Raw genomic sequence first — 26,810 nt, forward strand, 5'->3', positions numbered from 1 at the left:
CCCTGCTGAAACTGTCTCTCGGGGTGAAGCCATGTCGATCTTGTTTACAGTCTCTCCGCGCGTTTAGGCGGACGCCCCTGACCGGTCGTCCCGCGGGCGGTCGCTTATGTCTCTGCAATATTTCGAACGGTCATCGGCGGATGGCCGATCGCTTCCCCATGCCTGATCGAAAACGAGGAAAACCATGTCCATAACAGTCTATTCCAAGCCCGCCTGCGTCCAGTGCACCGCGACCACCCGCGCGCTCGATCGCCAGGGCGTCGATTACAGCGTCGTCGACGTCTCCGAGGATGCCGATGCCTTCGCGCTCGTGCAGGGTCTCGGCTATCGTCAGGTTCCCGTCGTCATCGCGGGCGAGCGGCATTGGGCCGGTTTCCGCCCGGACATGATCAGCGCGCTCGCCTGAGCGGGCCGATGGGCGGGCTCGTCTATTTTTCAAGCCGGTCGGAGAACACCCGCCGCTTCGTCGAGAAACTCGGCGTCGCGGCCGTGCGCCTGCCGGTCGATGCGACGGACGAGCCGCCGAGGGCGCAGGCGCCCTTCGTGCTGGTCTCGCCGACCTATGGCGGCGGCGGGGAAAAGGGAGCGGTGCCGAAGCCGGTGATCCGCTTTCTGAACGATCCGCACAATCGAAGCCTGATCCGCGGTGTCATCGCGGCCGGGAACACCAATTTCGGCACCGGATACGCGCGTGCAGGCAACATCGTCTCCGCGAAATGCGCCGTGCCGTACCTCTATCGTTTCGAACTGCTCGGAACGGATGAGGATGTCGACAACGTCAGACAAGGGCTGGAACGATTTTGGACACGATGACGATAGACAAGCCGGCAAAGGTGCCGGAAATCACGGCGCAGGACTATCACGCGCTCAACGCCATGCTGAACCTCTACGACGAGGAGGGCAAGATCCAGCTCGACAAGGACCGGCAGGCGGCCAAGCAATATTTCCTCCAGCACGTCAACCAGAACACGGTGTTCTTCCATAACCTGCGGGAGAAGCTCGATTATCTGGTGACAGAGGGCTATTACGAGCAGGAGGTGCTGGACCAGTATTCCTTCAATTACGTGCGCGACCTCTTCGACCACGCCTATGACAAGAAGTTCCGCTTCCCGACCTTCCTCGGTGCGTTCAAATATTACACATCCTACACGCTGAAGACCTTCGACGGGAAACGCTACCTGGAACGCTACGAGGACCGCGTCTGCATGGTGGCACTGGCGCTGGCGCGGGGCAACGAGGCGCTTGCCCGCGACCTCGTCGACGAGATCATTTCCGGCCGTTTCCAGCCGGCAACGCCGACCTTCCTCAATGCCGGCAAGAAACAGCGCGGCGAACTCGTCTCGTGCTTCCTGCTGCGCATCGAGGACAACATGGAAAGCATCGGCCGCGCGATCAATTCGGCGCTCCAGCTTTCCAAGCGCGGCGGCGGGGTGGCGCTGTCGCTCACCAACCTCCGCGAGATGGGCGCACCGATCAAGCAGATCGAGAACCAGTCCTCCGGCGTCATCCCGGTGATGAAGCTGCTGGAGGATAGTTTCTCCTACGCCAACCAGCTCGGTGCGCGGCAGGGGGCCGGCGCCGTCTATCTCAACGCCCACCACCCCGATATCATGCGCTTCCTCGATACCAAGCGCGAGAATGCGGATGAGAAGATCCGCATCAAGACGCTGTCGCTCGGCGTCGTCATCCCCGACATCACCTTCGAACTGGCGAAGAACAACGAGGATATGTATCTCTTCTCGCCGCATGACGTGGAACGCGTCTACGGCGTCGCCTTCTCTGAGATCTCGGTCACCGAAAAATACCGCGAGATGGTCGAGGACAGCCGCATCAAGAAGAAGAAGATCAAGGCGCGAGATTTCTTCCAGATCATCGCCGAGATCCAGTTCGAGAGCGGCTATCCCTACATCATGTTCGAGGACACGGTGAACCGGGCGAACCCGATCGCGGGCCGCATCTCGATGAGCAATCTCTGCTCGGAAATCCTGCAGGTGAGCGAGCCGAGCGCGTTCAACGCCGATCTCTCCTATGCGAAGATGGGCAAGGATATCTCCTGCAATCTCGGCTCGCTCAACATCGCGGCCGCGATGGATTCACCGGATTTCGGACGGACCATCGAGACCTCGATCCGGGCGCTCACGGCCGTCTCCGAGATGAGCCACATCTCGTCCGTTCCCTCCGTGGAAAAGGGCAACGACGACAGCCACGCCATCGGGCTCGGCCAGATGAACCTGCACGGCTATCTCGCCCGCGAGCGCATCTTCTACGGCTCGGAGGAAGGCGTCGATTTCACCAATATCTACTTCTACACGGTGACCTACCACGCCCTCCGCGCCTCCAACCGGCTGGCCGTCGAGAAGGGCATGAGCTTCAAGGGTTTCGAGAACTCGAAATATGCCTCGGGCGAATATTTCGACAAATATACCGGGCAGGAATGGCTGCCGGCGACGGAGAAGGTGCGCGGCATCTTCGAAGAGGCCGGCATCCATATCCCCACGCAGCAGGACTGGCTGGAGCTGAAGGCGGCCGTCATGGACGGCGGGCTCTACAACCAGAACCTCCAGGCCGTGCCGCCGACCGGCTCGATCTCCTACATCAACCACTCGACCTCCTCGATCCACCCGATCGTCTCGAAGATCGAGATCCGCAAGGAAGGCAAGATCGGCCGCGTCTACTACCCCGCCGCCTTCATGACCAACGACAACCTGGACTATTACCAGGACGCCTACGAGATCGGCCCGGAAAAGATCATCGACACCTATGCGGCGGCCACCCAGCATGTCGACCAGGGCCTGTCGCTGACGCTGTTCTTCCGCGACACGGCAACGACGCGCGATATCAACCGGGCGCAGATCTACGCCTGGAAGAAGGGCATCAAGACCATCTACTACATCCGCCTTCGCCAGATGGCGCTGTCCGGCACGGAAGTGCAGGGCTGTGTCTCGTGCGCGCTGTGATTTCGGGGAAGACCATGAATATCCAAGTGAAGACCAAGGCCCCGAAGGCCGCCGCCGCCGTGCGCGCCATCAACTGGAACCGCATCGAGGACGACAAGGACCTGGAGGTCTGGAACCGCCTGACCGGCAATTTCTGGCTGCCGGAGAAAGTGCCGCTGTCCAACGACATTCCCTCCTGGGCGACGCTGAAGCCGGAGGAGCAGAAGCTCACCATCCGCGTCTTCACGGGGCTCACCCTGCTCGACACGATCCAGAACGGCGTCGGCTCCGTCAGGCTGATGGAGGATGCGGCCACGCCGCATGAAGAGGCGGTTCTTTCCAACATCTCCTTCATGGAGGCCGTGCACGCGCGCTCCTATTCCTCGATCTTCTCGACGCTCTGCCTGACGCCCGATGTGGATGATGCCTATCGCTGGTCGGAGGAAAACGAGTTCCTGCAACGGAAATCGGCGCTCATCATGGAGCAGTACGCCTCCGCCGATCCCTTGAAGAAGAAGGTCGCTTCCGTCTTCCTCGAAAGCTTCCTGTTCTATTCCGGCTTCTATCTGCCGATGTACTGGTCGAGCCGTGCCAAGCTCACCAACACCGCCGACATGATCCGCCTCATCATCCGTGACGAGGCCGTGCACGGCTATTACATCGGCTACAAGTTCCAGCGCGCCACCGAGCGCCTGAGCGCTGAGAAGCAGCAGGAAATCAAGGACTTTGCCTTCGATCTGCTGCTGGAGCTCTACGACAACGAGGCCCGCTATACCGAGGAGCTCTATGACGGCGTCGGCCTCAGCGAGGACGTCAAGAAGTTCCTGCACTACAATGCCAACAAGGCGCTGATGAACCTCGGCTACGAGGCGCTGTTCCCGCCCGAGGCCTGCAAGGTCAATCCGGCGATCCTCTCGGCGCTGTCGCCGAACGCCGACGAGAACCACGACTTCTTCTCCGGCTCCGGCTCGTCCTATGTCATCGGCAAGGCGGTCGCGACCGAGGATGACGACTGGGATTTCTGAGCCCCGGGATGTCCTTCGGCGGCGTGTCGCTCGGGGCGCCGTCGATGTCGTATTCCCGAGGGTCCTTTGGCCTGCCAGATGATTTGCTGGGTGCGTACAGGGTGCCGTCCCGGCCATGCCGGGATGGATAATTGGGAAGCCGGTCGAATACCGGCGCTGCCCCCGCAACGGTAGCGGAACGAAAGCTCCGGCAGAGACCACTGGCTATCAGGCCGGGAAGGTGCCGGCAGCGTCCGAAAGGACAGTTCCGAAGCCCGGAAACCAGCCCTGGAACGATGACTCGGCCGATTGCGGTGGGCGATCGAGAGGTGAACGGCGTCCTCTCGATAGGCCCGTTTCCTTCTCCTCTCCATCCTTCGTCGAGCGACGTTCCGCGCTCCGCCGCTTGGCGTGCGCGGTCGTTCCGAGAGGATCCGGCGCGCGCCAGGCGGGCCGGACGAGGCAAAACCCAGGAGGAGACAGAACATGAGCAGGAACAGAGGCGTCGTCTATATGCGACCCGGCAAGGTCGAGGTCCGCGACATCGACGATCCGAAGCTGGAGGCCCCCGATGGCCGCCGTATCGAACACGGCGTGATCCTCAAGGTGATCTCGACGAATATCTGCGGCTCCGACCAGCACATGGTGCGCGGCCGCACGACGGCCATGCCCGGCCTCGTCCTCGGCCACGAGATCACCGGCGAGGTCATCGAGAAGGGCATCGACGTCGAGATGCTCCAAATCGGCGACATCGTCTCGGTGCCGTTCAACGTGGCCTGCGGGCGCTGCCGTTGCTGCAAGTCGCAGGACACCGGCGTGTGCCTCACCGTCAATCCCTCGCGTGCCGGCGGCGCATACGGTTATGTCGACATGGGCGGCTGGATCGGCGGCCAGGCCCGCTACGTCACCATTCCCTATGCCGATTTCAACCTGTTGAAGTTCCCGGACCGCGACAAGGCCATGTCGAAGATCCGCGACCTCACCATGCTCTCCGATATCCTGCCGACGGGCTTCCACGGGGCGGTCAAGGCGGGTGTCGGCGTCGGCTCGACGGTCTATGTGGCCGGTGCCGGCCCGGTCGGGCTTGCGGCGGCCGCATCCGCCCGCATTCTCGGCGCGGCGGTCGTGATGATCGGTGACTTCAACAAGGACCGTCTGGCCCATGCCGCCCGGGTGGGCTTCGAGCCGATCGACCTCTCCAAGAGCGATCGCCTCGGTGACATGATCGCCGAGGTCGTCGGCACGAACGAGGTGGACAGCGCCATCGACGCCGTCGGCTTCGAGGCGCGCGGCCATGCGGGCGGCGAACAGCCGGCCATCGTGCTGAACCAGATGATGGAGATCACCCGCGCCGCCGGCTCGATCGGCATTCCCGGGCTCTATGTCACGGAAGATCCGGGCGCCGTCGACAGCGCGGCCAAGCAGGGCAGCCTGTCGCTGCGCTTCGGCCTCGGCTGGGCGAAGGCGCAGTCCTTCCACACCGGCCAGACGCCTGTTCTCAAGTACAACCGGCAACTCATGCAGGCCATCCTGCACGATCGCCTGCCCATCGCCGATATCGTCAACGCGAAGATCATCGCGCTCGACGATGCAGTCCAGGGCTACGAGAGCTTCGACCAGGGCGCGGCGACCAAGTTCGTGCTCGACCCGCACGGCGACCTGCTGAAGGCCGCCTGACCAACCGGCCGCGCCGGCTGTAAAAGGCCGGCGCGGTCCACGCCGCCGATGCAACGCCGCGGCGTTCAATCGAGACGGAGGAAACCATGGCGGATATCAGGGATGTCCTGATCGATCATCTCATCGACCGGCGGGCCGGGTGGAGCATGGGGTCTTACGGCGCCGTCGCGGAATTTCACCAGGACCCGGGCGAATATCTGCAGGCCGATGCGCCGACGCTCTTCGTGCGCGCCACGCCGCGTGGCGCCATCCGGCTCGATGCCGATACGGTCGGGCAGATCGTGCCCGTCGCCTATGAGGCGCTGAGCTGCCGCCCGCAGCGCTGGAGCCATGGCGTGGCGCTCTGCCTGCCGCAGCGCGACGCGGCGATGAACGGCCGTAAGGCGCTGACCGAACTCGGCCCCGACACGGAGGCCGTGCGCGTGACGGACCGGGCCGCCATCCTCTTCGATCTCGGCCTTGCCCTGCCGCAATGCGATTTCTGCATCCGCACCGACGATCCGGCCCTTCTCGCCACCCTGCGCGCCGAGATCGGCCGCAGCCTGTTCGATCCGCACAATCCGGCGACGGCGGCCATCCAGAAGGCACACCCGCATCGTGTCGCGCTGACCCGCCTCGGCCGCATCGAGGTCTTCCAGAAGATCGGCGGCCCGGATACCGGCGGTGTCTCGCCGCCGGGACCGCACACCCATCTCCTGCCGCACCTCATCCGCTCGCGGCGCACCCATTCGGCCAACACGCCGATCCCGAAATACCATGCGCCGCTCGGCTATCTGCATCCCGCCAACCCCGTCATGGACAGCCTCGGGCGCGATCTCGATTTCGACATCGACGACCATGCGCGCTTCCAGGACCTCTTTTCGCAGTTCGCGCGCCCGGACCTGCCCATCCTGCGCAAGGCAGTGCTGGATGGGCTGGCGCGGCGCGTGGAACCGGAATCCTTCCTGTCCCACACGGATCGGTTCAGCCGTGCGACGGTGCGCATCACGCTGCGCCAGCAGGACAGGATGGCGCGGCGCTTCGGTGGCGGCTCCTATCTGGCGCTGGTCTCGCAATGGCGCGCCGTCCTCGACAAAGGCGCGGAGGGTATCGCGGCGGACGAGGACGCGCCGGGCCACGAGGCGACGGGCGCCATCGTGCCGTTCCTGCCGCTCGCCGCAACGGGCTGAGGCGTCACGCGCCGCCGTCTTGACCAGCCGGGGGCGGCGCCGTGCCGAAACCGCGCAGCGCCCAGCGGCGCCCGTCGCTCGACAGGTCGAGAAAGCCGAGCGGCTCGACATCGATGCGCCAGACCGCCGTCAGCGGCGCGCCCACCACATGCGCGAAAACCAGCTTGAGCAGCATGGCGTGCGTCACGGCAAGGATACGCCCGCCCGTGCCGTGCAACCCGTCGAGCCAGCCCGTGGCACGACCGGCTGCGACCTCGAAGCTTTCCCCGCCATGCGGGGCCGCGGCCGGATCGGCCATCCAGTGCCGCAGCGCCTCTGGAAAGCGTCCCGCGATCTCGTCCACCGTCTGTCCGCTCCACGCACCATAGTCGAGATCGCGCAGTGTGGGGCAGGGGGTTGGTGCGGCGGAGAAGGCCGCCGCCGTTTCGGCCGCACAGGCCTCCGGCGCGCAGAACACCCGGTCGGAGGGCCGCAAACGCTCGGCAAGCGCCGCCGCGCGCGCCGGCTCCTTCGGCAGGAGGCTGCCCTCGGCGGAGAACCGCGCCTGCCGGTTGGCAGCGGTGGCGCCGCGGCACAGCAGGGTGACGCGGGTCGCCCGGCGCGGGCGCGCTGCGGGCGCGTCTTCTGGCATAGTCACGATCTGTCATGCTCCTGACGGGGGCGCTCGGATTTTCGATTGATAGTCGCATCGGCGCCGGTGGCCAAGCGGCTTCGAAAATCGCATTTGCCGTGTCCGGCGACGGAAGGTGCTTCGCGCGCGGGGGCGGAAGGTGCTATCAACGGTTCTCATTCGAAGACGGGAGACAGGCATGAGCGAGAACAAGGTAGCGGTGATCACCGCCGGCGGCAGCGGCATGGGCGCGGCCTCGGCGCGGCGGCTGGCGGCAGATGGCTTCAAGGTGGCCATCCTGTCGTCGTCCGGCAAGGGCGAGGCGCTGGCCGCCGAGCTGGGCGGCATCGGCGTCACCGGGTCCAACCAGTCCAACGACGATCTCAAGCGGCTCGTCGACCTCGCCGTCTCGACCTTCGGCCGCATCGACGTGCTGGTCAACAGCGCCGGCCACGGCCCGCGCGCCGAGATCACCGCCATCACGGACGAGGATTGGCACAAGGGCATGGACGTCTATCTGCTGAACGTCGTCAGGCCCGTGCGGCTGGTCGCGCCGATCATGAAGGCGCAGAAGTCCGGGTCGATCGTCAACATCTCCACCGCCTGGGCCTTCGAGCCCTCGTCGATGTTCCCGACCTCGGCCGTGTTCCGCGCCGGGCTTGCCGCTTATACCAAGATCTTCGCCGACACCTATGCGGCCGACAACATCCGCATCAACAATGTCCTGCCGGGCTGGATCGACAGCCTGCCGGGCACCGAGGAGCGGCGCGACAGCGTGCCGATGAAGCGCTACGGCACCAGCGAGGAGATCGCCGCGACCGTCGCCTTCCTCGCCTCGGAGGGTGCGGGCTACATCACGGGCCAGAACATCCGCGTCGATGGCGGCCTGATGCGCTCCGTCTGAGGGAACGCCTGGGGGCGTCAGGCGAGCGTGCCGAGCGGGATGAGCTCGCGCGCGCCGGGCGCCCAGGCCTTGCCCTGCCAGTCGCCGTACCAGCGCTCGACCCGCAGGCCGGCGTCGGCAATCAGCGCCTCCAGCTCTTCCCTGGTGGGAAAGGCGATGCGCGAGGCGGCCGACAGGCGCTGGCCGGTCTGCTCTATCTCGTAATGCGTCTCATAGGTCACGATGCCGGTGCCGGCGTCGAAGGCCGCATCGTTCCAGGCCTGCACGGCGCCGAACCGGGGATGCTCGAGGCGGCGTCGCGATTCCTCCGGCCCCCATTCCTCCCATTCGCGGCAGGCCGGCTCGCGGCTGTCGAAGATGAAGCGGCCGCCGGGCGCCAGATGCGCGGCGATGGTGGCGAGCGCGGCACGCCGGTCCTCGCGCGTGAGGAACACCTGGAAGGCGTGCCCCGTCAGCATGACGAGCGCAAAGCGCCGGCCAAGCCGCAGCGTGCGCGCATCTCCCTCGATGAAGTCGACACGCGCCGCACCCGGCTTGGCGCGTGCGATCTCCAGCATGGCGGGCGCCGGATCGACGCCGACGACCATCCTGTCGCCGGACAGCGCGACGGCAAGTTCCCCCGTGCCGCAGCCAAGGTCGAGCACGCTGTCGGCATCGGCGGCGAGCGTCCGGCAGAAGGTGAAGTCCTCGGACCGGTCCCAGCCGTTTTCGAGATCGTAGAAATCGGCAAGGGCGGGGTCGTGGTAGAGGCGGTCTTCCATGTGTTCCTCCATGAAAAAAGGCCATGCGTCGCCGCATGGCCCTTGTCAGATCTGCGGGGTCAGCCGCCCGTCACGCCTTCGCGGCGTCGAGCACGGTCTCGCAATGGCTCGGGCCGCCCTTCGGGTCGACGCGGTCGCCGATCGCGCGGATATTGGTGATGCGGTAGGCATCGTTCACGGTCAGCTCGACGGAGCAGGAACGGCCCTTCGAGAAACCGCCGCGCCACTTGTAGAGCGTCGTGCCGCCCGCGCTCGTGTCGGAAATCGGCGGGCCGTAGGCGGCAAAGAAGCTGCCGGCGGTCTTGCCGTTCCAGCGCGCCTGCAGCGGGTTCGTGGGAACGCTCACGGTGGTGCATGCGGTAAGGGCAAGCGCCAGGCCTGCCAGGATTGCGATGCGGGAGTTCATATGTGCCATTTCCTTGGACTTCGTTCAGCCGTTCCCGGTGACTCGGGACGGGCCCCTGATTTCGCCATAGCGCAGTGCTCGCAAAAGGGGAATCATCTCCACGCCAAGTTTGTGGTCATCCCCGGACATGGGGCGGGAAACGTGCGGATTTGCAACAGTGGGCTGCAACCGCCAATCTGGCGCCAAGCGGCGTCATGGCCCGAACCGACGTCTCAGAAATCGATGAAGTCCGGGGCAATCACTTTCAGCATGGGGCCAGTCCATTTACGATGAGGGAATTGAGTGCGGTGCGACCGTTACCGCCGGGCAAAAAGATGGCTCACGACCACCAGCCCGATGACCGCCAGCAGCGCCAGGCTCGACGGGAAGAGACCGATCACGAAGGCGAGCAGGGCAAACCCGATACCGGCAGCCGAAACGCAAAGCAGCGCGGTCGCTATCGTCTGACGCGTCATCCAAGCTCCCGATTCGGGCGTTTGCGGAACGATAACAACACGCACGAACACCGGCAACCGCCGCAGCCATCGTCGAAATTCTGAAAGGGTTCGGGAAACATTCAACCGCGCGATCTTCCGGCGGTTTCAGCTGGTCGGAGTGGAGTGATTCGAACACTCGACCCCCACGTCCCGAACAACGAGAATGAGCCCCGAAGGCCTGAAAATCCGGCATTTCTTGCGATCGTTCGTGGCGCGAAAACGCGCCTGAAAACGTCCATTCGTTGCCAATCATTGCCGTAGATACGAACCGGCGACCCCTACGTTAAAAATGCAACAACCGCCCCACCAGCGGAAGGAGGACCCATGACCGAAATTCAGACCGCCGCCCTGATCATCCACACCATCGACGGCCCTGGGGGGGGCACGACGCCGCGCAGTATGCTCGATACCGCGGCTAGAATCCTCACCGAGTCCGTTGATCTTGACTTGGACGTCAACGACATGACGGCTGATCAGCAGCGCAATACCGCCGATGCGCTCAAAGCGATCGCTGGAATGTTAAGCGCCTATGCCCGCGACTTCGGCGAGGCAGCGAAGCACAGCGCGTATTGAGCAGTACCGACATAACCACCCTGCCGGCCTCGAGCCGGCGGGCGCGCGCTTGTGCGCAAAATCTCTCCAGGAGGATCGAGATGAACTATAGTTCGCTAGACGAAGTGCCAGAATCGCGGATCCAAGCCGCGCTGGATTTCATGGGCGCAGTCGTACGACTGACTCCCACCAGAACCGCCACATGTATCGCGCAATTAATCGCCGACGAATGCCTGTTGAAGGGGGAGTCTGCGCTCACGCATAAGGAGTTCGAGCGCAGAACCGGCACCTGCCGCCGCACCGTTCAGTTTGCAATACGGAGGCTTCTGGATCGGCGCGTGATCCAGCGTGTTCGCCGGACGGACGAGGGAAATTCAATCTACGTATGCCTATGGGAGCGCGGCGCTGAGTTGCGCGCTCTAAGGGAGGAGCGCTCGCATGGCAGCCGCTGATCGCCACGACGGCCCCGTGGCGCAGCTAAATCTCCTGCGCTCTATTATCCTGACGGACTGGTCGACGAGCCTCGACCACAAGGTCTCTGCAATCATCATCGACAGATATTACCCGAAGTACGGCGGTGCTCGCGCTAGTCTCCGCTTTCTAGAAGAGGGCACTGGGTCCACCCGTCCCAACATCATCGCGTCTGTTCGGCGGTTAGTGGCTCATGGTGCGTTCAGTGTTAAAGTCGAAGGCAGGGGCACCCGTCCCACCGAATACTCACTCAATTTCGGCTTTGCTTCTAGCGGTATCGCGGACGATACCTCTGCTAGCGGTACTGCTGGCAATACCTCATGCGGTATCGCGGACGATACCTCTAGTCCTGATAGTGGTATCGCGGACGATACCGAAACCTACCTACCTGTACCGGCATACAATGCCGGTTTACAGGAAGGTAGGAATTTCGAAGCCGCGCCGTTGGCGCCGCCCGCGGATGGCCTGTCGGCCACCGCAGCGGAAACGGCTTCGGGAGACGGGTTCGCAGAGTTCTGGGCTGCATGGCCGCGGAAGCATGGCCTGAAGAAGGCCCGTGCCGAGTGGGCACACATCCAGAGCGACGTGGACATCGTTATAGACGCCGCAAAGGACCGGGCCGCTCACTACTTAAAACACGGCACGGACAAAAAATGGATACCCGAACCAGCGAACTGGCTTAAGGGCGAGCGGTGGAATGAAGACCTGCCGCTGATCCACATTGACGCGAAGGGGGCTGCCATAGCCAAGGCTAAAGCGAATGCCACGCCCAAGCCGGCAGCCACCAGCGAGCCGCCCGAACCGGCGAACGATGACGCTCCCCTCTGGATGCGCGGCTCCCCTGAGTCGTGGCCCATTGGCCGACATGAAGGTGTTTTCATCGACGGCGAGGTGGACCAATCGGGCGGTGACACTTCAGTCTTCCTCACCTTCAAGACGACAGAGGGCGAGACCATGCATCACTACTTCTATACCGAGGCGTGCATCAAATCCTACCAGGAAGAAGGGCGGGCCATCATCAGAAACATCATGAATGCCCTAAACATGAGCAATTGCGAAGACACCGATGAACTTCTCTACAAACCTCTAGCCGTGGTGGCGGATGGCAAGGCGTTGACGTACCGCCGTATCAGCGAGGCCGCATAATGGATTACGAAGATATGCGGACCGCAATGTTCGACGCACTGGAAGGGCATGCCAAGCAACAGGAGGAGCGCGCTCCGACCGTTGCTGCGGGTATGATTCGAATTGATCCGTTCGATGCCGAAAACATCGACGGCGAACCGTGTCGCGCTATCGGAGTAGTGACAAATCCAGGCTCCGACTACATCGAGTTTGTTGTCCTGAAGACGGTCGACGGTGGGGAAATGTTCCCGACGACCGAGGGGAGCCTGTGGCGCCGCAAGGCGGCGTGACTGTCACCCCGCGCAACACAGCCGACCGGGGTGAGGGCACGTCTCACCGCGATTCTTTCTCTCTATCACGACGTTCAATAGCCTCAATTTTTTCAGGAGGTAGGGTTGCGTAGACCTCATCAACAAGCTTGGGCTCGGAGATCATCTTCTCAACAATGAGATTGAAAAGCTTGAAAAGGTTCTCCGCCGTGTCTGGGTCGTCTTTGAGGTCTATTGTTCCAGGATGAACGGCCTCGTTGCCAACCACCCTAAGAACGTCGAGTGCACGCTGAATTCGCGGATCGAGACCTTTGCTAACCAAGGCCGCAATATCGTCGTTGATATTGCGGCCGGGCTCACCCAGGTGGGCACAGAGCTTCTGGATTGCGAGCCGCAAAAGTGCTGCAGCGCCTCGTGGCGATTTTTGTGCGATCAATCTGGCCTCATCATAATCGCGAGCAATATCTGGCGGTGTATCCTTGTTCGAGGCCGGGGTACTTATAGGTTCAGGATAGGACATGACTCCGCCCACCCATACCGCGACTTCCTGGCAGTTGAAGCATTTAGATAGCCAGAGATTTTCTACGCGCATGTCAGCGTGGTAAGACGATGCATGAATCAACGGACGCCGGCTCAGCATTCTCTCTAATCTAGAAACTGTTTTCACATCCGGCTGCTTACTCGATTTTTGGTAATCCTCTATGTCACTTGGTTCCACCAGTGTTGGTACGCGACCGTTGCTTAAAAGATCAGCTTGTACGATGTACCAATGCTGGTGCGCTAGCACGCCACAGTGAGGGCAGTTGAACGCGGTCTCAGTGATAGAGGGTGTAACGGTTCTCAAGGTTTGGATGCTCCAGTGCTTCCAGCAAATACAATCTCACAAGGCTTTTCGGCACAATCATACATAGTTTTATTGTCAAAGCTCTTTTTTCCGTCCAAGCCGCAGCGACGCCTCATCCTGACATCGGAAGATTTCGGGCCGCATAAGGCGACAGCTTAGACTTCCACCCCACAATAACCCCCTGCAGGGGTGGAATTCCACTCCCTGACTTGAATCATCTGTGCTCGTGAGTTTACATCGCATTTCACGCAATGCAGGGTTGGACATGGCCGAAAAGAAGTATCAGGTTTTCGTCTCGTCGACGTTCCGGGATCTCGTTGAGGAGCGGCAAGATACAATCAGGAACATTCTCGACCTAAACCATATCCCCGCGGGAATGGAGCTGTTTCCGGCAGCTGACGTCGAGCAACTTACGTACATCAAGAAAGTTATCGATGAATGTGACTATTACTTGCTTATCGTGGGTGGAAGATATGGCTCACTCGATGCCGAGGGCATCAGCTTTACGGAAAGAGAATACGACTACGCAGTCGAAACGGGCAAGTTTGTCATCGCGTTTGTGCATGGCGAACCTGGTGCGATTTCGGTCCAGAATAGTGATGTGAAGCCCAAGCTCGCCGCTTCCTTGAACGCCTTCAGGGATAAGGTGATGGGCGGACGGCTAGTTCGTCAGTGGACCAACCGACAGGATTTGCAGCTCGCCGTACTCAAATCCCTCATGCATTCGTTCACCGCATATCCGCAAACTGGCTGGATCCGTGGTAATGCCGCAGCCAATCAAGAAACTCTGGAGCAGGCGAATGCCGCTCTCCAAGAGAACGTCGGTCTCCGAGCTGAGCTGGCAAGAATGAAAGCAGAACCGGCAGAAAGGTTTCCTGACATAGCGGACTTAGATGATGAGGTGGTGATCAGATATTCTTACAAATATAGGATCTCTTCAGGAATTCGGTATCCTGATACTGATGCCAAGTTTACTTGGAGAGAATTGTTTTTGGGTCTCGCCAGTAATCTCTCGACGCCGCGCACTGAAGCAATCATACTTAACGCTTTGACGATGGCGGCAGAACAAAAAGGGGAGCGTACCCCGTATCGAATGAATTCAACAGATAGGTCGACTATCAAGGTCCAATTCATTGCGCTGGGCTTAATCTCCACGCGAGTCTCAAAGACCACAGACGGCAAGATGGCAGAATTTCTCACGCTGACGGAACGAGGTCAGCAGGTTTACATATCCAACAAAGTAGTCCGAAAAGATAAAGCCTAGCTCCGGTCTTTGAGCTGCGGGATGGCGGCTGGACCTCCTCGCCTGCCCCCGCATCACCCACCTACCTTATGCTTGACTTCGCCAGCCTCCGACCATGTCTAAAGCTTGTCGCGCTCACTCCCTCGGCGCGCAGCAATGTCAGGGGTAACTTCTGCGATTGCTGGATCCGTTTGAGCGACATCCGCTTCCGAATGAAGCCAGACCTCGGTGCCATCCCCCCGCGGTGAGCCGGTCGTCTGTGAAAGTTCGTAGGTGTGTCGTCGAATGCGTTCCTCTTGATACGTCATGGGATCATCTCCGCCAACCAGAAACACCGCAGTCCCGCTCCGGTTTCCTTACGGGAAACGGGCGCGGCCCTTATCACAGGTAACGCCGAAACACAATAGCCATCTTGACAAATTTGTAAATATGTACTACCGTCAACAATAGCAACCGGCCAGCCCAGGCTGAGCCTTCGCGGAAGACCAGAACGGCGCCGCTCATCTGACATCGGGGAATACATGATATTCGACCGCAAGGACGCGATGCCGAAAGGCCATCGTCTGTACACTTCTGCCGCAACCATCAGCGAATGGGGGAGACACGGTCCCCGCTCATCCATAAACGAAAGTTACGACTCCCGTGGTTGGCTCGTTCCGCCCACGCCCGCTCGAATCGAGTGGAAGGACTACGCCCCGCAGCGTATTCGTCCGTTCCGCTCGCCGCCCCGCACGGGTTCGAAGGAATGGATTGGTTCTCGCGTCACGGCACGCCTACCTGGCGTGACCGTCCGACTTCTCAATGATGGGCCTTCTTGTGCCTGGCTGGCTGAACGCAATGCGGCTGGGACAGCCGACAAGCACGGCCAGCACGCGACCCGCATTGAGCGTTGGATGGTTGAAAACAAGTCGCCGCTCATCGTCCCTCTTCGGCTGGTGAAGGAACTCATGCGCCCGCCAGTGACGGTCGTGAATGACAATCGGCCTGCCGGTGGCGAAAAAGCAGACGTCGGCATGGGCGCGGAACGTGTTCATAATCAGGGCGCCTTCATGCCGTCGATACCAGAATTCCTAAACGCTCTCGGCGCGGCATATCGCCCACACGTAGTGATCAAGAAGTGCCGCTTCGGACATTTTCAGAACGTTGTACTCCGGCACGATGGCAGCGGCTTCACGTTCATCGAAGGTAATGTGCTACTCGGCTCGACAAACTGGCGTGGCAAGCTGACCGGCCTCATTTTTCGCGATGGGGAACTCATCGCTTACGGTGACCACAAGGGAAAGAAGCGCCGCCCCGCCTATACCGCAGACCCTCTTGGGCTCGTCTACGACGAGAAGTCGGAAACCGCAAAACACGTTGCAGCACAGCCGGCAGAGGACAAGTCTTACACGCGGTTGCAGTCGGCCAGCACCTATGTCTCGGCGCAGTCCCCCAACGCTCCCCGGTCTCTCGCGCCGTCACCAAGGACAGTACGCGCCGCAGCGAATGACAACGTCCTCGCAACGGCCATTGCCAACACGAAGTGCATGCCGCCCGTCAAGCGACTGCCAGATGGCGTGGCCGCGGACTACGGCCGATTGGCCGGAATTTCCGACGCGAAGGGCGTTGGCGGTTCGTCTATCGCCATGCATGAGGCGCTGACAGAAATGGAACGCACCGAGAACATGGCTGCCGCCGGCATCGACGACCTGGACATGGAGGTGATTGACGCCATTCTCGACGACGCCAGTTTCCGGTCCATCGGCATGCGTTTCGAGCATCCGGAGTCATCCGCATCGCATGAGGGTAGGAAGATGGTGGAGCGGACGCTGAAAAAAATTTCAGAAAAAATCGCCGCATAATACCAACTTGGCCGATTTCTGGACCCCTTAGATATAGGGCGTTCCCCGACGTCTCCCTTGGCCCCGCCCTTTGCGCGGGGCTTTTTCTATTCCAGCATCGCGCCGTCTCCTTGCGGACGCGGTCTCCCGGCTGGCGCGCTTCGGCTGCGACACCGGGCCAGTTTCCGAAAACCGCGGTTCGTCAGACAGGCCGCGCACCTGGCCGCTCCTTTGCAGGAGCGGTCCTTTTTTGCCGTCTATTCCCCACCACCGAAAAAATCAGGAGAAGCACATGCGTCTCACCGCCTGCGTGCAGATGCTCGCACGTCATCTTTACCTGCGACCTGGGCGAACCCAGGCCGTCGCAAGCCGACTGCAAGATGCTGGCATTATCTCCAAAACGGAGGGCTCACGCCGATATCCCGACAACGCGAGCCAAGACGAAATCGTCGCACTATTCATCGCTTCGATCACGGATTCCGGTCTCGGCGGCGCTGCGGAAACGGCGCATGCCTTCGCCGCTCTCACCGACCATGAGGGTACGTCGTTCCGGAAAGCCGTTGCTGACATGCTGTTCAGTGAGGATATCCCGTGCGGGGACGTCGCCATTTATTTCAATCCACCGGCCGCAACCATCGCCTTTGACGGAGATGTTGTGGTCTTCGGCCGCGCCGAACCTGCAGCCGGAGCGGTATCCGCGCGTCTTATCGGAGCGCCCACCGTTCAGGCCCTCAGGGCCGATCTCCAGAAGGAATCCTGATGTCAAAACTCCTGTCAAAACTCATCGGTAAGCAGTCCTCCATGGATCTGGCCGCCGCCATCGAGAAGGCTCAAGCCGAGCTCGCCCAGGCAGAGGCCGCCGTCGCCACAACCGAGGCGGAGTACGATGCCGGGCTGCTGACCGCCGACAAGAAGTCGTTGCGCGTTCTGGTAGACGCCAAGGCCGACGCGCAGATTGATGCGGACACCGCTCGATCCCGCATCCGCCGCTTGGAGCAAGATCACGAAGCCGCCCTCGAGGCTGAAGCCGCTGATCAGCGCCAGCGCCGTTACGACGAGGCCAAAGCCGCAAGCGAAGCTGCCGAGAAGCGCATGCGGAAGGAATACCCGCGCGCCGCCATGGCCATCCGGGAGTTGCTCGCCGAGCTCGCTGCGGCGTCGATCGCCGTTCGTGCTGCTAATGCGGATCGTCCGGAAGGGGCGCCGGCATTGTTTGATCCCGAGCATGCGCGGTCGCAACCTGTCCTGTATCGCGAAGAGCTCAGTGAGGAGATTCTGGATCTCTGGACAACAATCGACGGCACAGCGCCCATTCAAGACGATCTCCAGCACCATGTCCATCAGCACCAGAAGCACCGCCGCGGAATGCTCACCGACCGCTCTGACAGCGTAGAGCGGCCGCTGACGTACGGTCTGGTTCAGACCGTACACGGCCCTCTTGAGGTCGTTCGCAAGCGCTTCCGCCGGACCAAATACATGCCGGATCAGGGCGGCTACCGCATCGCCCCGCTTGCCACGGAGATCGTGCTCCCCGCCCTGGATGCCGCAGCGGACCCCTATTGGAAGCCCGCATATGATCAGCATGACGCCGCACAGCAGGCCGCGGAACAACTGAAGCCCGCACCGACACGTCCCGAGCGTGTAGCCGAATTCTCGTACGAGTTGGTGAAACAATGAATGACGTCTTGATCAAGGAGGCCGCCCGCCGCCGGGCTGAGAAAGCCGATGCAGAAGCGGCCGCGACAAAGGCATCATGGGCGCGTGTGGCTTCTGGCACTCGCAGCTCAGGCAATCCAACCGGGCCGTGGGCAAAGGTCGTCGCGTCGGTCAACGCGCGCAACGGTCATCGCACTGAAGCCACTGCGCCCGGCTGGGCGAAGGTGTTGGCCGCGGCCAACAAAGGCCGGCGCCAGGGGTAGCCCCCTGGTCAGGGACCGTGTGTTGCAAATATAGCACAGCGGGCGCGAACGCCCGAGCTCCGACAGATTGCGCAGTTTGAAAAGGTGTCCGCGGGCAATCCGATTGCCCGGAAATCGGCACTTTCGAGTGTCCGCGGTGCCGTCAGTGCGGACAGCTTTGCGGACACCACCACCCACCAACATCATCACGCAGCCCGGCCGTCGCGCCGGGCTTCTCAATTCTAAGGACTCCACAAGATGGTGACTGAGAACACGACCCCGAACCGCGGCTATCAAGAGCCCGCGGTCGGGAATACGCTCAAGGTAGACATTGACCGCCTTGTCTCCGCCCTGCGGGCCATCGACGTGGACGTAGCAAACGCTCTGGCGGCTATTGTGTCGAAGGCGGGGCTTAATAGTCCCGCCTTCACGGGAACGCCGACGGCCCCGACAGCAGCGCCTGGAACGGACAGCGGACAGTTGGCCACGACGGCCTTCGTGAAAGCGGCGTTCAACGCGCTGGTGGATAGCGCCCCTGGCGCGTTGGACACGCTCAACGAGCTCGCCGCGGCCATTGGTGACGATCCGAACTTTGCGGCCACCATGGCTGCGCTCATCGGGACGAAGGCTGATGCGGCCGCTACGACGGCCGCTTTGGCGTTGAAGGCGGATGCGAGCGCGCTTGCCGCAAAGCTGGATAAATCTGGCGGCGTGATGACCGGCTCGATCCAGGATGCCGTTCTGGCACCATCTGCCGCCCCGACAAAAAGGCTCGGCTTTAATCTGACTGGCATCACTGCCGGGCAGAAGCGCGATATCATCATGCCTGATCGGAACGTTGATCTTGGTTCGATTGGCGCGGTTGCCATCCTCGCTGATCAGAAGGCCGCTGGAACCAGCCCGGGCACGATTGCATCGGGGTCTTGGGTGACGCGCGAGTTGAACACGGAAGTGAGCGACCCACTCGGCATCGTGCCCGCGCCGTCCGGCAACACATTCACTCCGGCCTATGATTGTATCTGTGAATGGACCGTCCCATCACACCGCACCGATGCTTTCCAGAGCCGACTGTTCAACGTCACCGACAACGTTGTAGCGGGGGTGGGGATGAGCAGCTACGCGTCAAACAGCGGCCTTACCTCCAATACCAGTTACGGCATCGCACCCGTTGTCGCGGGCAAAACGTACCGAGTTGAACACCGCTGCGCTACGAGCGGAGCCGGAGGCTTTGCCGACGGCTATGGTACGGAGCAGTACGCCACCGTGAAGCTTACGAGGGTTTGACGCATGAAGTGGGGCATTATCGAAAATGGCGTTGTTACGACGATCTCCTATGCACCAGATCGCGACGAGGCCGGCGAGCTTCTTCCCATCTGGCAACAAGTTCCGGACGATGTTTTCGCAGGTTTCGTCCAGCTGGAAGGTGGCGAGTTTATCCCGCCTAGCGACGGAGGGCAGCCCGATTCAGTGACGATCGTCTATCCGGTCGATCTGTGGTCGCGCATGACTGATGACGAGGCACATGCCGTCGAGGCTGCGATGGCCACACAGCCAGTGCGTATCCAGAACATTTTCCGGGCTGCCTCATCATATCGAGGCGATCACGAGCTGTGGCCGCTTCTCGAAACCATGGCGGTCGGCCTTTTCGGCGCCGGGCGTGCCGCGGAAATCCTTGCCGCTTCTTAACTAGCCACCCACCACCAAAACCCAACCACATCCTAAAGGAGGCCGCATTGGCTGACCTATCGCAACCGCCTGGCTGGAACGGCAGCTGGGCGGCCGACCGAACATGGGGCGACGACGCTCCCGCTCAGATCCCCCAAAAACTAGGAAACACAATGACGACGATTACACTTACCCGACCGGTTGCCAACGGCCCGGAGATGATCACCACGCTTACGCTGCGCCCACCGCGGCTCGGCGACTCTCCGTTGCTCATGCGAGGCGCAGACGCGTTCCTCGCCGGCAATGTCAGCCTGCTAGCCGACAATCTTCTAGACGTTCTCGCCGCCGTTTCCGGCCATCCGCGCTCTGTCATCGACCAGATCGAACCGGCGGACCTGGACGCTGTTCTGGATGGCCTGACGAAATTCATCGGGGCGTATTCAAAGCGATAATCGGAGGCGCGCAGCATGGCCGTCTTGAAATCAAGCCTTATCCTCTCGCTCGTCGACAATGTGTCGAAAAGAGCGCGCGGGATCAGCACCACCTTAAACGGCCTGCAGGCGAAAAGCTCGTCGCTCGTTGGTCTGACAGCCCGGCTTGCGGCATTCGGCGGCGCGTATGTTGGTGTGCGAGAGGGCGTGAGCGGCACTCTCGGTGCCGCGATGGAATTCGAGTCTGCGTTTGCTGATGTCCGCAAGGTCGTCGAAGCATCGGACGAGCAGTTCCAGAACATGAGCCGCACCATCAAGGCTATGTCCCGCGAACTGCCGATGACGTCGGTGGAGATCGCACAACTGTTTGCTGCAGCCGGCGAATCCGGTGTTGCGACCACGGATCTCAAGGCTTTCGCCGAGATGGCTTCCCGTGTCGGTATCGCCTTCGATATGTCGGCAGAAAATGCTGGTGAAAGCCTTGCAAAGCTCAAGACGCAGTTCGGTCTGACCGTTGCGGAAACTGGCGATCTTGCCGACGCAATCAACCACCTGTCGAACAACATGGCGAGCAAGGCCAGCGCAATCACGGATTATCTTCTGCGCGTCGGATCGCTCGCCGAGATGGGCGGGTTCGCCAAGGAGGAAATCGCGGGCATCGGTAGCGCCATGATCGCGGCCGGCGCCCAGGCTGAGACAGCGGGCACGGCAATGCAGAATGTCGTCAAGGCGCTAACCCGTGGCTCGTCTGCGAAGAAGAGCCAGCGCGACGCGGCCAAGGCGCTCGGCCTGGATCTGCCGTTGCTCGCCAAGCAGATGCAGAAGGACGCGCCCAAGGCTCTCAAATCGGTGCTGACGGCCATCTCGAAACAGTCGAAGGATCGCCACCTTTCGCTCCTGTCCGATTTCTTCGGCGATGAGGCAAAAGCTTTTGCCCCGCTTGTCGGAAACATCGGTCTGCTCGACCAGGCGCTCGATAGCGTGGCCGACAAAACGAAATATTCAGGATCTGCGTTCCGCGAGTATGTAGCTCGGGCGAACACGACGTCCAATGCCCTGCAGATCCTGCGGAACAAAATCGCATATGTTTTCGAAGACATGGGCGAAGACTGGCTCCCGACCATCAAGGAAGGTGCCGGCGCGATTGGCGAGGTGCTCGACACCCTGGGGCAACGCGCGAGCATCTTTGATAAAGCCGGCGCGTCGCTTCGCGGTTTTGCGCAGGGGCTGGGTTACAACGGTGGCGTCGGCGAAGTCATCAGGGACCTCGGGGATCTTCTATTCGGCAAGGCCGATGGCAACGGCGCCGCCGACACGCTCGGCCGGCTGTTCGCCAAGTTCGAGGGCTACGGAAAAGCCATCCGGGAGTTCAAGGATTCGCTTAAGGACAATCCGATCGCCCAGTTCTTCGGCGAGCTCGCTGGCAAGGGGCTGAAGCTTGCGCTTGCGGCGGGTGCTATCTCCATGGTCGCTGGTGCCATCACGACGCTAGCAACGGCGCTCGCGCGGATCACGGGCATTACGACGGCAATCGGCATCATGCGCGCCGTCGGCAAGATTGGTGGCATCCTCAAAGATGTGCCGATTCCGCAGGTGCCGGGCGGCGACAGCAATCCTACCAGCAACAACAAGCCGTCGAGCGGATGGCCGGTTGCGCTTAAGGGCGTCCTCGCGGCCTTCCAAATGTTCGATGCCTATGCCGGAATGCCATCGACGAAGGAAGGTATCGAGGAGCTCTACAAGAAGAACCGCGAGGGCGCTGGCGGCCTTAATCGTTGGCTAGATAGCGTGATCACCACTCCATCCGAGTGGTTCCGCCGGAATGACAATTCCAGCCATCCCTACCGCGATGGCGACGACGGCGGGCGCGCATCTTCTTTGGATGCTTATCTCGCTGGCCCGAATGGCGGGAAGCCAGTCACGATCGATGCCTCGAGCATCGCGGCCATGAACCAGCCTTCCGGCGTTCAGCAGGTTGCGGTGACGAACCGCGAGCGGCCAAACATCACGGTCCACGCGCCGGTCACGATCAGCAACATCGCTTCGCCTCAGGACGCCGTCGAAGCGGCAGCCTCGCGACTCGGCCAAGCGGCGAAGGCGTCGCTGGAATCCACCTTCAGCGGCGGCGGTGGCTTTTAAGTTGAGAAGGGCCTTTCGTTGGCCGCGCCGCACTAGGCCGGCGTGGTGCCGGCGTGTGCCTGCGCTCTCATTTCGTCCGCAAGCTTGCGCAACCGGGCGATGATTTCGGTGAGCGTAAGTTTGTCTAGTTCCATATACGATGCCCCCATTGCGCGCTCGGAACGCGGATGGGGGCGAAAGGTTCCGGGTGATGGTTGCCAGATCTACCAACTTCGCAACCATGCCACTCGCTACTCAACTATTCATGAGCGTTTCACATGAAAGCGCCAGCTGACGGCCATACTGATCTGAAGCGTTCCTGACGCTGTCCTCCGTCACTAAAAAAAGGAAAACCAGCGCGTGTATAGCTGCAATTAGCAATATTGCTCCGTGTCTCGAGACGTCTTCCCATCCGCCTGAATGAAACTGGATTATGCTTATGATCACAACAAGGGCATTCAAGAGAAGACCGGCCGGTTTAAGTCCCAGTAGATTTCGCCTCGCGCCGTAAGTGATGTTTTCATTGAAAAGCACGTTAAATCTCTCGTGGTCCCGAGTGTTTTCACGCAGCCAATTGCCACACTCGATATAGAAGCCATCTGCATCTTTTGGCGCACTGGCTTCTGATAAGGCTGTGGGTGCGGCCGTCCCAAGTTTGGTAGCCAGAAAGGTGTGGTAACGCAGCTTCGAGCGCGTATCCAATGTTTCGTCACGATGGCGTAGCACCGTCGGGAAGGGTCGTCCGCCAGAGCCGGCAAACATCCTGCGCTCAACCCTCAACCCCGAACGCCTGGAAAAGTCCGCTAGATAGAAAAAGAGTACTGCCACGGTAATCGTTATGATTACCTCTGGGAGGCCGAAATCAGACAACTTCCCGCCCACCTGAACGAGGGCGAATGCCAAGGCAGGCGCAGCAGCCAGGATCGCCGGAAACAGTCTAGCCTTTACGGTGTATGCGTCCAGCCAGTCCAACATCTATTCCTCATAGGCGCTGCTGAAGGGCATTGGAGTGAGCGGCTTCATGTTTTCTCTGGGTATGTCGTAATAGTGCCTAATCCAACCCGTGCCGCTCCTGTGAACGTTGTATCCGCGACGAATAAAGGCGTTGGAAACGCGCTTTCTAGGGTATTCTGGTTTGTTCACTCCGACTGAGCAAAAGGCTGTTCCTCGCACGGTCTTACTGCCCTCTGGAAGAGGCGGACCCAACCAAATATTGAGGACCGAAGGTGTCACGTTTCTTCTGCTGCCGTGATGAGGAATTTGCACAAACGTGGGAGCAGAAAGGCGTCCAAGGTAAGCTGCGACCTGGGCCGCTTCCTTAAGAGCAGACGGTCCGGCGTCGGCAGTGAGCAACGCGGTTCTTCCATCAAAATCCGCGAGCTGAACAATGCACGATTCGTTTGAAGCTGAGGTTGGAGAGGGATTTTCCTGCAAGGCTTCGCTCGTCCAAGTTTCAAGGAAGCGAACAACAGTCTTGGCGGCTTCAACTAACCGATCCATGAAGCCTTTTTCTGCAGCGTCGTATGATGTGGGCGTTCGATTGAAATCTGGTATCAGTTCAAGATAGCGGTCGCGCGTCGGGGCGAGCACGGTGAACGCCCCAATCTGAGTGCCAGCGAACGCCTCATAGATAGGCACCCCTTTGGCTATTGCAATCTCTTCTAGCTGAGCGACGAGAGGATAAGCGGCACGAATTGTCTTGAAGAGCCCTTCTGCCGTATAGTTTCCATGGAACGATCCGACGATCTCAGCCGCGTAAAGCCACGGTCGGTTCATCCAAAGAGCTCCCACTTCAAAGTAACGAACCACGTCGAGCAAACCTGAAACATGGTCATTGTCAGCGTGTGTTAATACGACGTGGTCGATACGCTTCGGAGCTCCGTAGTACTTGTTAATGTGATCAATGATGGTTTGGCCGGTTGGAGCATACCCTCCGTCCACTACGTGAATGACAAAACCTGAGAGTGGATTTCCGTACCGAACGCAAATTGCGTCACCGTTACTGTCGCCGACCGATAAGAATTCGATCTCGTAACTCATTTCCAATACTCCCAGCTGTTATGCTGGAATACAACAGATCGCCTTATGGTTGTCGATAGTAACAGTCGAATACCGCGCGCATAAAGTGTTGGTATCCACATAAATCCCGCCATCGTTTAAAGATGGGATTGAGCTTCTTAATCCTACGGCCGCCACCCTCGCGTAAACCCGCGGCCCATTGCCAGGACCGCAATCCGCAGGCGTTCCTCGATCGCATCCCGCTCCGCCAGGACCGTGCGAATGGCCTCGAGCGCATCCCACTCATGAAGGGCCAACACCTGGAAGGCCTCGTCCTTATCGTTCCGGAGTTCGGGTTTCACTGCAGGCGGAGCTCCAGCTGGCGCTTCGATTTCAGGACGTAGATTGGCTTCGCCGATGCGGCAGCCTTCCGCTGGAGTTCGGCGCGATTAGCCAGCTGGCGCTCGCGCAGCGCGCGGCTAGCAGCAATGGTTTCGAGAGCTTTCTGGATGGGATCTGCCTGCATGACAACCTCCGTTTCGTTCTCGTTATGTTCTCATCATTGGAGGAGATGTCAAGCGCATGAGACGAGATTGTATGTGTGGAGAAATCAACTCAAAGACGTTCAGAAATGCTATTGTTCCGCCAGACCCGGTCCATGAGGATAGCGAACATGAAGTTAGAACTGGACCTGTTGCGCGAAATACTCCTGTACGTCGAGGAGCACGGAACGCGCCCCTACAACGATCTTGAGAACATTAGGATCGATGGATGGAGCGATGACGAAATCACCTATCATGTCGTTATCGCCGATGAGGACGGCTTGCTAAAGGCGACCGTCGAAGGACTTCCGGATGACGAAGATCCTTCGATTCTGCATCTGGTGTATTCCGTGCATAGGCTGACTTCGCGAGGGCACGAACTAATTGGTACGATCCGCGAACCCAAGACATGGAACGTCGTAAAGACGGGTCTTGGAAAGGTCGGCTCTGTAACAGTTAATGCCGTGTTCGGCGTGGCGGAGGCCTATTTAAAGCAGAAAATCGTCGAATATAGCGGGATGGATCTGTCCTAGCCCCCCCCCCCACGAGCGCTCCAGGCCCATTCAATAAAAAGTTGGAAAATCCACTTTCGGTTTTGCCTTACAGGCAAACGTGTCGCACTATGGCCGCGTGGGAAAGATGAGAGCGTTGCTGCGCTCTCATCTCCCGCGGGCATAGCGCCAGTAGTCGGGGGAGCGGGAGATGCTGCGGTGTCAACGCACCCGCCTCCTCCGAACTACACAAACACTATGGCGCATGCCGAGGCTTGATGCCGACCCGCTAAGGCGTAATCCACAGATCGATGGTTTTTGTTCTTGAGGTACGTGCAGGGGCGAGGGGCGTCAAGCTGGAGATCGAGTGATGTTCGAACCACGTAATCAGGTCGTTGCCGATCTCATGCGGAATCGGATCGAAAACGGCCCGTGCGCAGGCCACCAGGCGAACCGCCTCTATGCTAGAGAAATCAGTGAAGTCGAAGAGCGCGGCTTCAGAGTCTTGGACTACTATCTTGCTCGGCTGGCGGAGGATGGTTTCGATGCGGCCCCCGACTGCCGACCGCTGTATGTGCGCGTCACTCGCGGAAAGGCGACCCACAGCTTGAAGGTCCGAGAGCGGCTGAGCAACGAAGTAGACGAGAACGGCAAACGTAGCCTTGCCCGCACTGGGAATTTATGTGTCGAGATTGACCGTATTGTTTCGGTAAAGGAACCCGATAACGACTTGATACAGTCGTATCCACGGGTGTTGCAGGCCGTCAAACGGGAACCAGTTGACCAGGATCTCCTGCGAGATATGTACCTGGAACGTGCTGCCAAGCGTAAATTTGAATCGCTTCTGGCGCCTGGGCCGCGATCCTATGAAGAGCGTGTCCGCGACACCATTAAGCAGTTCCAGAAAATGGCTCTGAATTACGATGAGACGCGCCGTGTGAGGGAGCTCCTGCAGCTGCTCAAGTCTACCGCGACCGAACCGGATGCAGCGACGATTGAAATATTGAACGAGTACATGCGGATTATAGACCCCCTAGCTCATGGCGGCGATGTGGCTTTGCGGACTCTGACCTACGTGCTGCACGGCCCGCCCGAAGACGAGCCAAGCAGGTTAGACAGGCCTTAGAAATGACATTGACCGGCGGGTGCTCAGTGAACTGCCCCCACTTTCGACCGGACAGTCGGCATAAGCAGAAAGGCTCAAGCACAGGCTTGAGGACAGGCTTATGTCTAACGCATATCGACACGTTGAATTGCTGACCGGTGATGTCCGCCGCAGGCGGTGGACAACCGAGCAAAAGCTGACGATCATTGAGCAGAGTTTCGAACCAGGCGAGACGGTATCTTCGACCGCTCGCCGCCATGGCGTCGCGCCCAATCTGCTTTATCGGTGGCGCAGG

The 26,810-nt window shown here is 60.5% G+C and carries 30 protein-coding genes and 1 riboswitch; of the genes, 22 read left to right on the forward strand and 8 right to left on the reverse strand.

The window, feature by feature from the left end; genetic code table 11:
- Positions 1-184 precede the first annotated feature (184 nt).
- The 6 genes from nrdH (at position 185) to B5M41_RS24580 (ending at position 6,786) form a co-directional block, all read left to right on the forward strand.
- Positions 185-406 (forward strand): glutaredoxin-like protein NrdH, encoded by a 222-nt coding sequence (nrdH, locus tag B5M41_RS24555; RefSeq protein ID WP_134651672.1) that lies wholly within the window; start codon positions 185-187, stop codon positions 404-406.
- A gap of 8 nt (positions 407-414) precedes the next feature.
- A complete protein-coding gene (nrdI, locus tag B5M41_RS24560; RefSeq protein WP_134651670.1) occupies positions 415-813 on the forward strand; it encodes a class Ib ribonucleoside-diphosphate reductase assembly flavoprotein NrdI in 399 nt (132 codons plus the stop codon).
- Entirely contained in the window at positions 810-2,957 is a 2,148-nt protein-coding gene (gene nrdE / locus B5M41_RS24565; RefSeq protein WP_230640339.1) for a class 1b ribonucleoside-diphosphate reductase subunit alpha, read from the forward strand. Before nrdI ends, nrdE begins: the two co-directional genes overlap by 4 nt.
- 14 nt (positions 2,958-2,971) lie before the next feature.
- Positions 2,972-3,961, forward strand: a complete 990-nt coding sequence (gene nrdF, locus B5M41_RS24570; protein ID WP_134651666.1) for a class 1b ribonucleoside-diphosphate reductase subunit beta — start codon at positions 2,972-2,974, stop codon at positions 3,959-3,961.
- Positions 3,962-4,043: 82 nt separating this feature from the next.
- Positions 4,044-4,245: riboswitch (cobalamin riboswitch) on the forward strand.
- Positions 4,246-4,426: 181 nt separating this feature from the next.
- The gene (gene fdhA, locus B5M41_RS24575; RefSeq protein ID WP_134651664.1) at positions 4,427-5,617 is read left to right on the forward strand and encodes a formaldehyde dehydrogenase, glutathione-independent; all 1,191 of its coding nucleotides are present in this window, start codon (positions 4,427-4,429) and stop codon (positions 5,615-5,617) included.
- A gap of 86 nt (positions 5,618-5,703) precedes the next feature.
- Positions 5,704-6,786, forward strand: coding sequence for a DUF6925 family protein (locus B5M41_RS24580; protein WP_134651662.1), 1,083 nt, complete (start codon positions 5,704-5,706; stop codon positions 6,784-6,786).
- Positions 6,787-6,790: 4 nt separating this feature from the next.
- Here the strand turns inward: B5M41_RS24580 and B5M41_RS24585 are convergent, their stop codons facing one another.
- Positions 6,791-7,417 carry a histidine phosphatase family protein gene (locus B5M41_RS24585; RefSeq protein ID WP_230640341.1) on the reverse strand — a complete coding sequence of 209 codons (627 nt, stop codon included), beginning with the start codon at positions 7,415-7,417 and terminating at the stop codon, positions 6,791-6,793.
- Positions 7,418-7,595: 178 nt separating this feature from the next.
- On the opposite strand from B5M41_RS24585, the gene B5M41_RS24590 reads away from it, so the two are divergent.
- Entirely contained in the window at positions 7,596-8,300 is a 705-nt protein-coding gene (locus B5M41_RS24590; protein ID WP_134651658.1) for an SDR family oxidoreductase, read from the forward strand.
- Positions 8,301-8,317: 17 nt separating this feature from the next.
- Here B5M41_RS24590 and B5M41_RS24595 read toward each other — a convergent pair whose 3' ends face one another.
- From B5M41_RS24595 to B5M41_RS24605, 3 genes are all read right to left on the reverse strand, one after another.
- Entirely contained in the window at positions 8,318-9,061 is a 744-nt protein-coding gene (locus B5M41_RS24595; protein ID WP_134651656.1) for a class I SAM-dependent methyltransferase, read from the reverse strand.
- A 70-nt stretch (positions 9,062-9,131) separates the two neighbouring features.
- The gene (locus B5M41_RS24600) at positions 9,132-9,467 is read right to left on the reverse strand and encodes a hypothetical protein (protein ID WP_134651654.1); all 336 of its coding nucleotides are present in this window, start codon (positions 9,465-9,467) and stop codon (positions 9,132-9,134) included.
- Between the two features lie 296 nt (positions 9,468-9,763).
- Positions 9,764-9,922: a hypothetical protein gene (locus B5M41_RS24605; protein ID WP_160870810.1), complete on the reverse strand. Its 159-nt coding sequence runs from the start codon at positions 9,920-9,922 to the stop codon at positions 9,764-9,766.
- A gap of 345 nt (positions 9,923-10,267) precedes the next feature.
- Here B5M41_RS24605 and B5M41_RS24610 point away from each other — a divergent pair, with 345 nt between their 5' ends.
- The 4 genes from B5M41_RS24610 to B5M41_RS24625 all read left to right on the forward strand — a co-directional run bounded on the left by B5M41_RS24610 (position 10,268) and on the right by B5M41_RS24625 (position 12,381).
- The gene (locus B5M41_RS24610; protein ID WP_134651652.1) at positions 10,268-10,516 is read left to right on the forward strand and encodes a hypothetical protein; all 249 of its coding nucleotides are present in this window, start codon (positions 10,268-10,270) and stop codon (positions 10,514-10,516) included.
- Positions 10,517-10,596: 80 nt separating this feature from the next.
- Positions 10,597-10,947 carry a hypothetical protein gene (locus tag B5M41_RS24615; protein WP_167722530.1) on the forward strand — a complete coding sequence of 117 codons (351 nt, stop codon included), beginning with the start codon at positions 10,597-10,599 and terminating at the stop codon, positions 10,945-10,947.
- The gene (locus tag B5M41_RS24620; protein ID WP_134651650.1) at positions 10,934-12,112 is read left to right on the forward strand and encodes a hypothetical protein; all 1,179 of its coding nucleotides are present in this window, start codon (positions 10,934-10,936) and stop codon (positions 12,110-12,112) included. The genes B5M41_RS24615 and B5M41_RS24620 overlap by 14 nt, the downstream gene beginning before the upstream one ends.
- Positions 12,112-12,381 (forward strand): hypothetical protein, encoded by a 270-nt coding sequence (locus B5M41_RS24625; protein ID WP_134651648.1) that lies wholly within the window; start codon positions 12,112-12,114, stop codon positions 12,379-12,381. The genes B5M41_RS24620 and B5M41_RS24625 overlap by 1 nt, the downstream gene beginning before the upstream one ends.
- A gap of 43 nt (positions 12,382-12,424) precedes the next feature.
- Here the strand turns inward: B5M41_RS24625 and B5M41_RS24630 are convergent, their stop codons facing one another.
- Positions 12,425-12,880: a DUF4145 domain-containing protein gene (locus B5M41_RS24630; protein WP_134651646.1), complete on the reverse strand. Its 456-nt coding sequence runs from the start codon at positions 12,878-12,880 to the stop codon at positions 12,425-12,427.
- Positions 12,881-13,469: 589 nt separating this feature from the next.
- Between B5M41_RS24630 and B5M41_RS24635 the strand changes: the two genes are divergently transcribed.
- The 8 genes from B5M41_RS24635 (at position 13,470) to B5M41_RS24670 (ending at position 22,400) form a co-directional block, all read left to right on the forward strand.
- On the forward strand, positions 13,470-14,468 hold the full coding sequence (locus B5M41_RS24635) for a DUF4062 domain-containing protein (RefSeq protein ID WP_134651644.1): 999 nt from the start codon (positions 13,470-13,472) through the stop codon (positions 14,466-14,468).
- A gap of 500 nt (positions 14,469-14,968) precedes the next feature.
- Positions 14,969-16,288, forward strand: a complete 1,320-nt coding sequence (locus tag B5M41_RS24640; RefSeq protein WP_134651642.1) for a hypothetical protein — start codon at positions 14,969-14,971, stop codon at positions 16,286-16,288.
- Positions 16,289-16,559: 271 nt separating this feature from the next.
- On the forward strand, positions 16,560-17,027 hold the full coding sequence (locus B5M41_RS24645) for a hypothetical protein (RefSeq protein WP_134651640.1): 468 nt from the start codon (positions 16,560-16,562) through the stop codon (positions 17,025-17,027).
- Positions 17,027-17,944, forward strand: a complete 918-nt coding sequence (locus B5M41_RS24650) for a hypothetical protein (protein ID WP_134651638.1) — start codon at positions 17,027-17,029, stop codon at positions 17,942-17,944. Before B5M41_RS24645 ends, B5M41_RS24650 begins: the two co-directional genes overlap by 1 nt.
- Before the next feature lie 479 nt (positions 17,945-18,423).
- On the forward strand, positions 18,424-19,449 hold the full coding sequence (locus B5M41_RS24655; RefSeq protein WP_209020898.1) for a hypothetical protein: 1,026 nt from the start codon (positions 18,424-18,426) through the stop codon (positions 19,447-19,449).
- 3 nt (positions 19,450-19,452) lie between these two features.
- On the forward strand, positions 19,453-19,851 hold the full coding sequence (locus B5M41_RS24660; protein ID WP_134651636.1) for a hypothetical protein: 399 nt from the start codon (positions 19,453-19,455) through the stop codon (positions 19,849-19,851).
- 152 nt (positions 19,852-20,003) lie between these two features.
- Entirely contained in the window at positions 20,004-20,282 is a 279-nt protein-coding gene (locus B5M41_RS24665) for a phage tail assembly protein (protein ID WP_134651634.1), read from the forward strand.
- Positions 20,283-20,297: 15 nt separating this feature from the next.
- Entirely contained in the window at positions 20,298-22,400 is a 2,103-nt protein-coding gene (locus tag B5M41_RS24670) for a phage tail tape measure protein (protein WP_134651632.1), read from the forward strand.
- Positions 22,401-22,634: 234 nt separating this feature from the next.
- On the opposite strand, the gene B5M41_RS24675 is transcribed toward B5M41_RS24670, so the two are convergent.
- The 3 genes from B5M41_RS24675 to B5M41_RS24685 all read right to left on the reverse strand — a co-directional run bounded on the left by B5M41_RS24675 (position 22,635) and on the right by B5M41_RS24685 (position 24,903).
- The gene (locus B5M41_RS24675; RefSeq protein ID WP_134651630.1) at positions 22,635-23,354 is read right to left on the reverse strand and encodes a hypothetical protein; all 720 of its coding nucleotides are present in this window, start codon (positions 23,352-23,354) and stop codon (positions 22,635-22,637) included.
- A complete protein-coding gene (locus B5M41_RS24680) occupies positions 23,355-24,419 on the reverse strand; it encodes a ComEC/Rec2 family competence protein (RefSeq protein ID WP_134651628.1) in 1,065 nt (354 codons plus the stop codon). It abuts the gene before it with no gap.
- A gap of 316 nt (positions 24,420-24,735) precedes the next feature.
- Complete coding sequence (locus tag B5M41_RS24685) at positions 24,736-24,903, reverse strand: hypothetical protein (protein WP_167719399.1); 168 nt, start codon at positions 24,901-24,903, stop codon at positions 24,736-24,738.
- Positions 24,904-25,050: 147 nt separating this feature from the next.
- On the opposite strand from B5M41_RS24685, the gene B5M41_RS24690 reads away from it, so the two are divergent.
- The 3 genes from B5M41_RS24690 to B5M41_RS24700 all read left to right on the forward strand — a co-directional run.
- Positions 25,051-25,452: a DUF2513 domain-containing protein gene (locus B5M41_RS24690; RefSeq protein WP_167719396.1), complete on the forward strand. Its 402-nt coding sequence runs from the start codon at positions 25,051-25,053 to the stop codon at positions 25,450-25,452.
- 328 nt (positions 25,453-25,780) lie between these two features.
- On the forward strand, positions 25,781-26,536 hold the full coding sequence (locus B5M41_RS24695) for a hypothetical protein (protein ID WP_134651623.1): 756 nt from the start codon (positions 25,781-25,783) through the stop codon (positions 26,534-26,536).
- Between the two features lie 100 nt (positions 26,537-26,636).
- The coding region (locus tag B5M41_RS24700; RefSeq protein WP_230640248.1) for a transposase at positions 26,637-26,810 on the forward strand (174 nt) is incomplete at its 3' end.

The sequence above is a fragment of the Shinella sumterensis genome, assembly GCF_004514425.2.
GTDB classification, from domain to species: domain Bacteria; phylum Pseudomonadota; class Alphaproteobacteria; order Rhizobiales; family Rhizobiaceae; genus Shinella; species Shinella sumterensis.

What these genes read in the sequence shown, in the direction of transcription:
- nrdH (WP_134651672.1), top strand. Translation starts at nt 185, where the DNA reads ATGTCCATAACAGTCTATTCCAAGCCCGCCTGCGTCCAGTGCACCGCG.
- nrdI (WP_134651670.1), top strand. Translation starts at nt 415, where the DNA reads ATGGGCGGGCTCGTCTATTTTTCAAGCCGGTCGGAGAACACCCGCCGC.
- nrdE (WP_230640339.1), top strand. Translation starts at nt 810, where the DNA reads ATGACGATAGACAAGCCGGCAAAGGTGCCGGAAATCACGGCGCAGGAC.
- nrdF (WP_134651666.1), top strand. Translation starts at nt 2,972, where the DNA reads ATGAATATCCAAGTGAAGACCAAGGCCCCGAAGGCCGCCGCCGCCGTG.
- fdhA (WP_134651664.1), top strand. Translation starts at nt 4,427, where the DNA reads ATGAGCAGGAACAGAGGCGTCGTCTATATGCGACCCGGCAAGGTCGAG.
- B5M41_RS24580 (WP_134651662.1), top strand. Translation starts at nt 5,704, where the DNA reads ATGGCGGATATCAGGGATGTCCTGATCGATCATCTCATCGACCGGCGG.
- B5M41_RS24585 (WP_230640341.1), bottom strand. Translation starts at nt 7,417, where the DNA reads ATGCCAGAAGACGCGCCCGCAGCGCGCCCGCGCCGGGCGACCCGCGTC.
- B5M41_RS24590 (WP_134651658.1), top strand. Translation starts at nt 7,596, where the DNA reads ATGAGCGAGAACAAGGTAGCGGTGATCACCGCCGGCGGCAGCGGCATG.
- B5M41_RS24595 (WP_134651656.1), bottom strand. Translation starts at nt 9,061, where the DNA reads ATGGAAGACCGCCTCTACCACGACCCCGCCCTTGCCGATTTCTACGAT.
- B5M41_RS24600 (WP_134651654.1), bottom strand. Translation starts at nt 9,467, where the DNA reads ATGAACTCCCGCATCGCAATCCTGGCAGGCCTGGCGCTTGCCCTTACC.
- B5M41_RS24605 (WP_160870810.1), bottom strand. Translation starts at nt 9,922, where the DNA reads ATGACGCGTCAGACGATAGCGACCGCGCTGCTTTGCGTTTCGGCTGCC.
- B5M41_RS24610 (WP_134651652.1), top strand. Translation starts at nt 10,268, where the DNA reads ATGACCGAAATTCAGACCGCCGCCCTGATCATCCACACCATCGACGGC.
- B5M41_RS24615 (WP_167722530.1), top strand. Translation starts at nt 10,597, where the DNA reads ATGAACTATAGTTCGCTAGACGAAGTGCCAGAATCGCGGATCCAAGCC.
- B5M41_RS24620 (WP_134651650.1), top strand. Translation starts at nt 10,934, where the DNA reads ATGGCAGCCGCTGATCGCCACGACGGCCCCGTGGCGCAGCTAAATCTC.
- B5M41_RS24625 (WP_134651648.1), top strand. Translation starts at nt 12,112, where the DNA reads ATGGATTACGAAGATATGCGGACCGCAATGTTCGACGCACTGGAAGGG.
- B5M41_RS24630 (WP_134651646.1), bottom strand. Translation starts at nt 12,880, where the DNA reads ATGTCCTATCCTGAACCTATAAGTACCCCGGCCTCGAACAAGGATACA.
- B5M41_RS24635 (WP_134651644.1), top strand. Translation starts at nt 13,470, where the DNA reads ATGGCCGAAAAGAAGTATCAGGTTTTCGTCTCGTCGACGTTCCGGGAT.
- B5M41_RS24640 (WP_134651642.1), top strand. Translation starts at nt 14,969, where the DNA reads ATGATATTCGACCGCAAGGACGCGATGCCGAAAGGCCATCGTCTGTAC.
- B5M41_RS24645 (WP_134651640.1), top strand. Translation starts at nt 16,560, where the DNA reads ATGCGTCTCACCGCCTGCGTGCAGATGCTCGCACGTCATCTTTACCTG.
- B5M41_RS24650 (WP_134651638.1), top strand. Translation starts at nt 17,027, where the DNA reads ATGTCAAAACTCCTGTCAAAACTCATCGGTAAGCAGTCCTCCATGGAT.
- B5M41_RS24655 (WP_209020898.1), top strand. Translation starts at nt 18,424, where the DNA reads ATGGTGACTGAGAACACGACCCCGAACCGCGGCTATCAAGAGCCCGCG.
- B5M41_RS24660 (WP_134651636.1), top strand. Translation starts at nt 19,453, where the DNA reads ATGAAGTGGGGCATTATCGAAAATGGCGTTGTTACGACGATCTCCTAT.
- B5M41_RS24665 (WP_134651634.1), top strand. Translation starts at nt 20,004, where the DNA reads ATGACGACGATTACACTTACCCGACCGGTTGCCAACGGCCCGGAGATG.
- B5M41_RS24670 (WP_134651632.1), top strand. Translation starts at nt 20,298, where the DNA reads ATGGCCGTCTTGAAATCAAGCCTTATCCTCTCGCTCGTCGACAATGTG.
- B5M41_RS24675 (WP_134651630.1), bottom strand. Translation starts at nt 23,354, where the DNA reads ATGTTGGACTGGCTGGACGCATACACCGTAAAGGCTAGACTGTTTCCG.
- B5M41_RS24680 (WP_134651628.1), bottom strand. Translation starts at nt 24,419, where the DNA reads ATGAGTTACGAGATCGAATTCTTATCGGTCGGCGACAGTAACGGTGAC.
- B5M41_RS24685 (WP_167719399.1), bottom strand. Translation starts at nt 24,903, where the DNA reads ATGCAGGCAGATCCCATCCAGAAAGCTCTCGAAACCATTGCTGCTAGC.
- B5M41_RS24690 (WP_167719396.1), top strand. Translation starts at nt 25,051, where the DNA reads ATGAAGTTAGAACTGGACCTGTTGCGCGAAATACTCCTGTACGTCGAG.
- B5M41_RS24695 (WP_134651623.1), top strand. Translation starts at nt 25,781, where the DNA reads ATGTTCGAACCACGTAATCAGGTCGTTGCCGATCTCATGCGGAATCGG.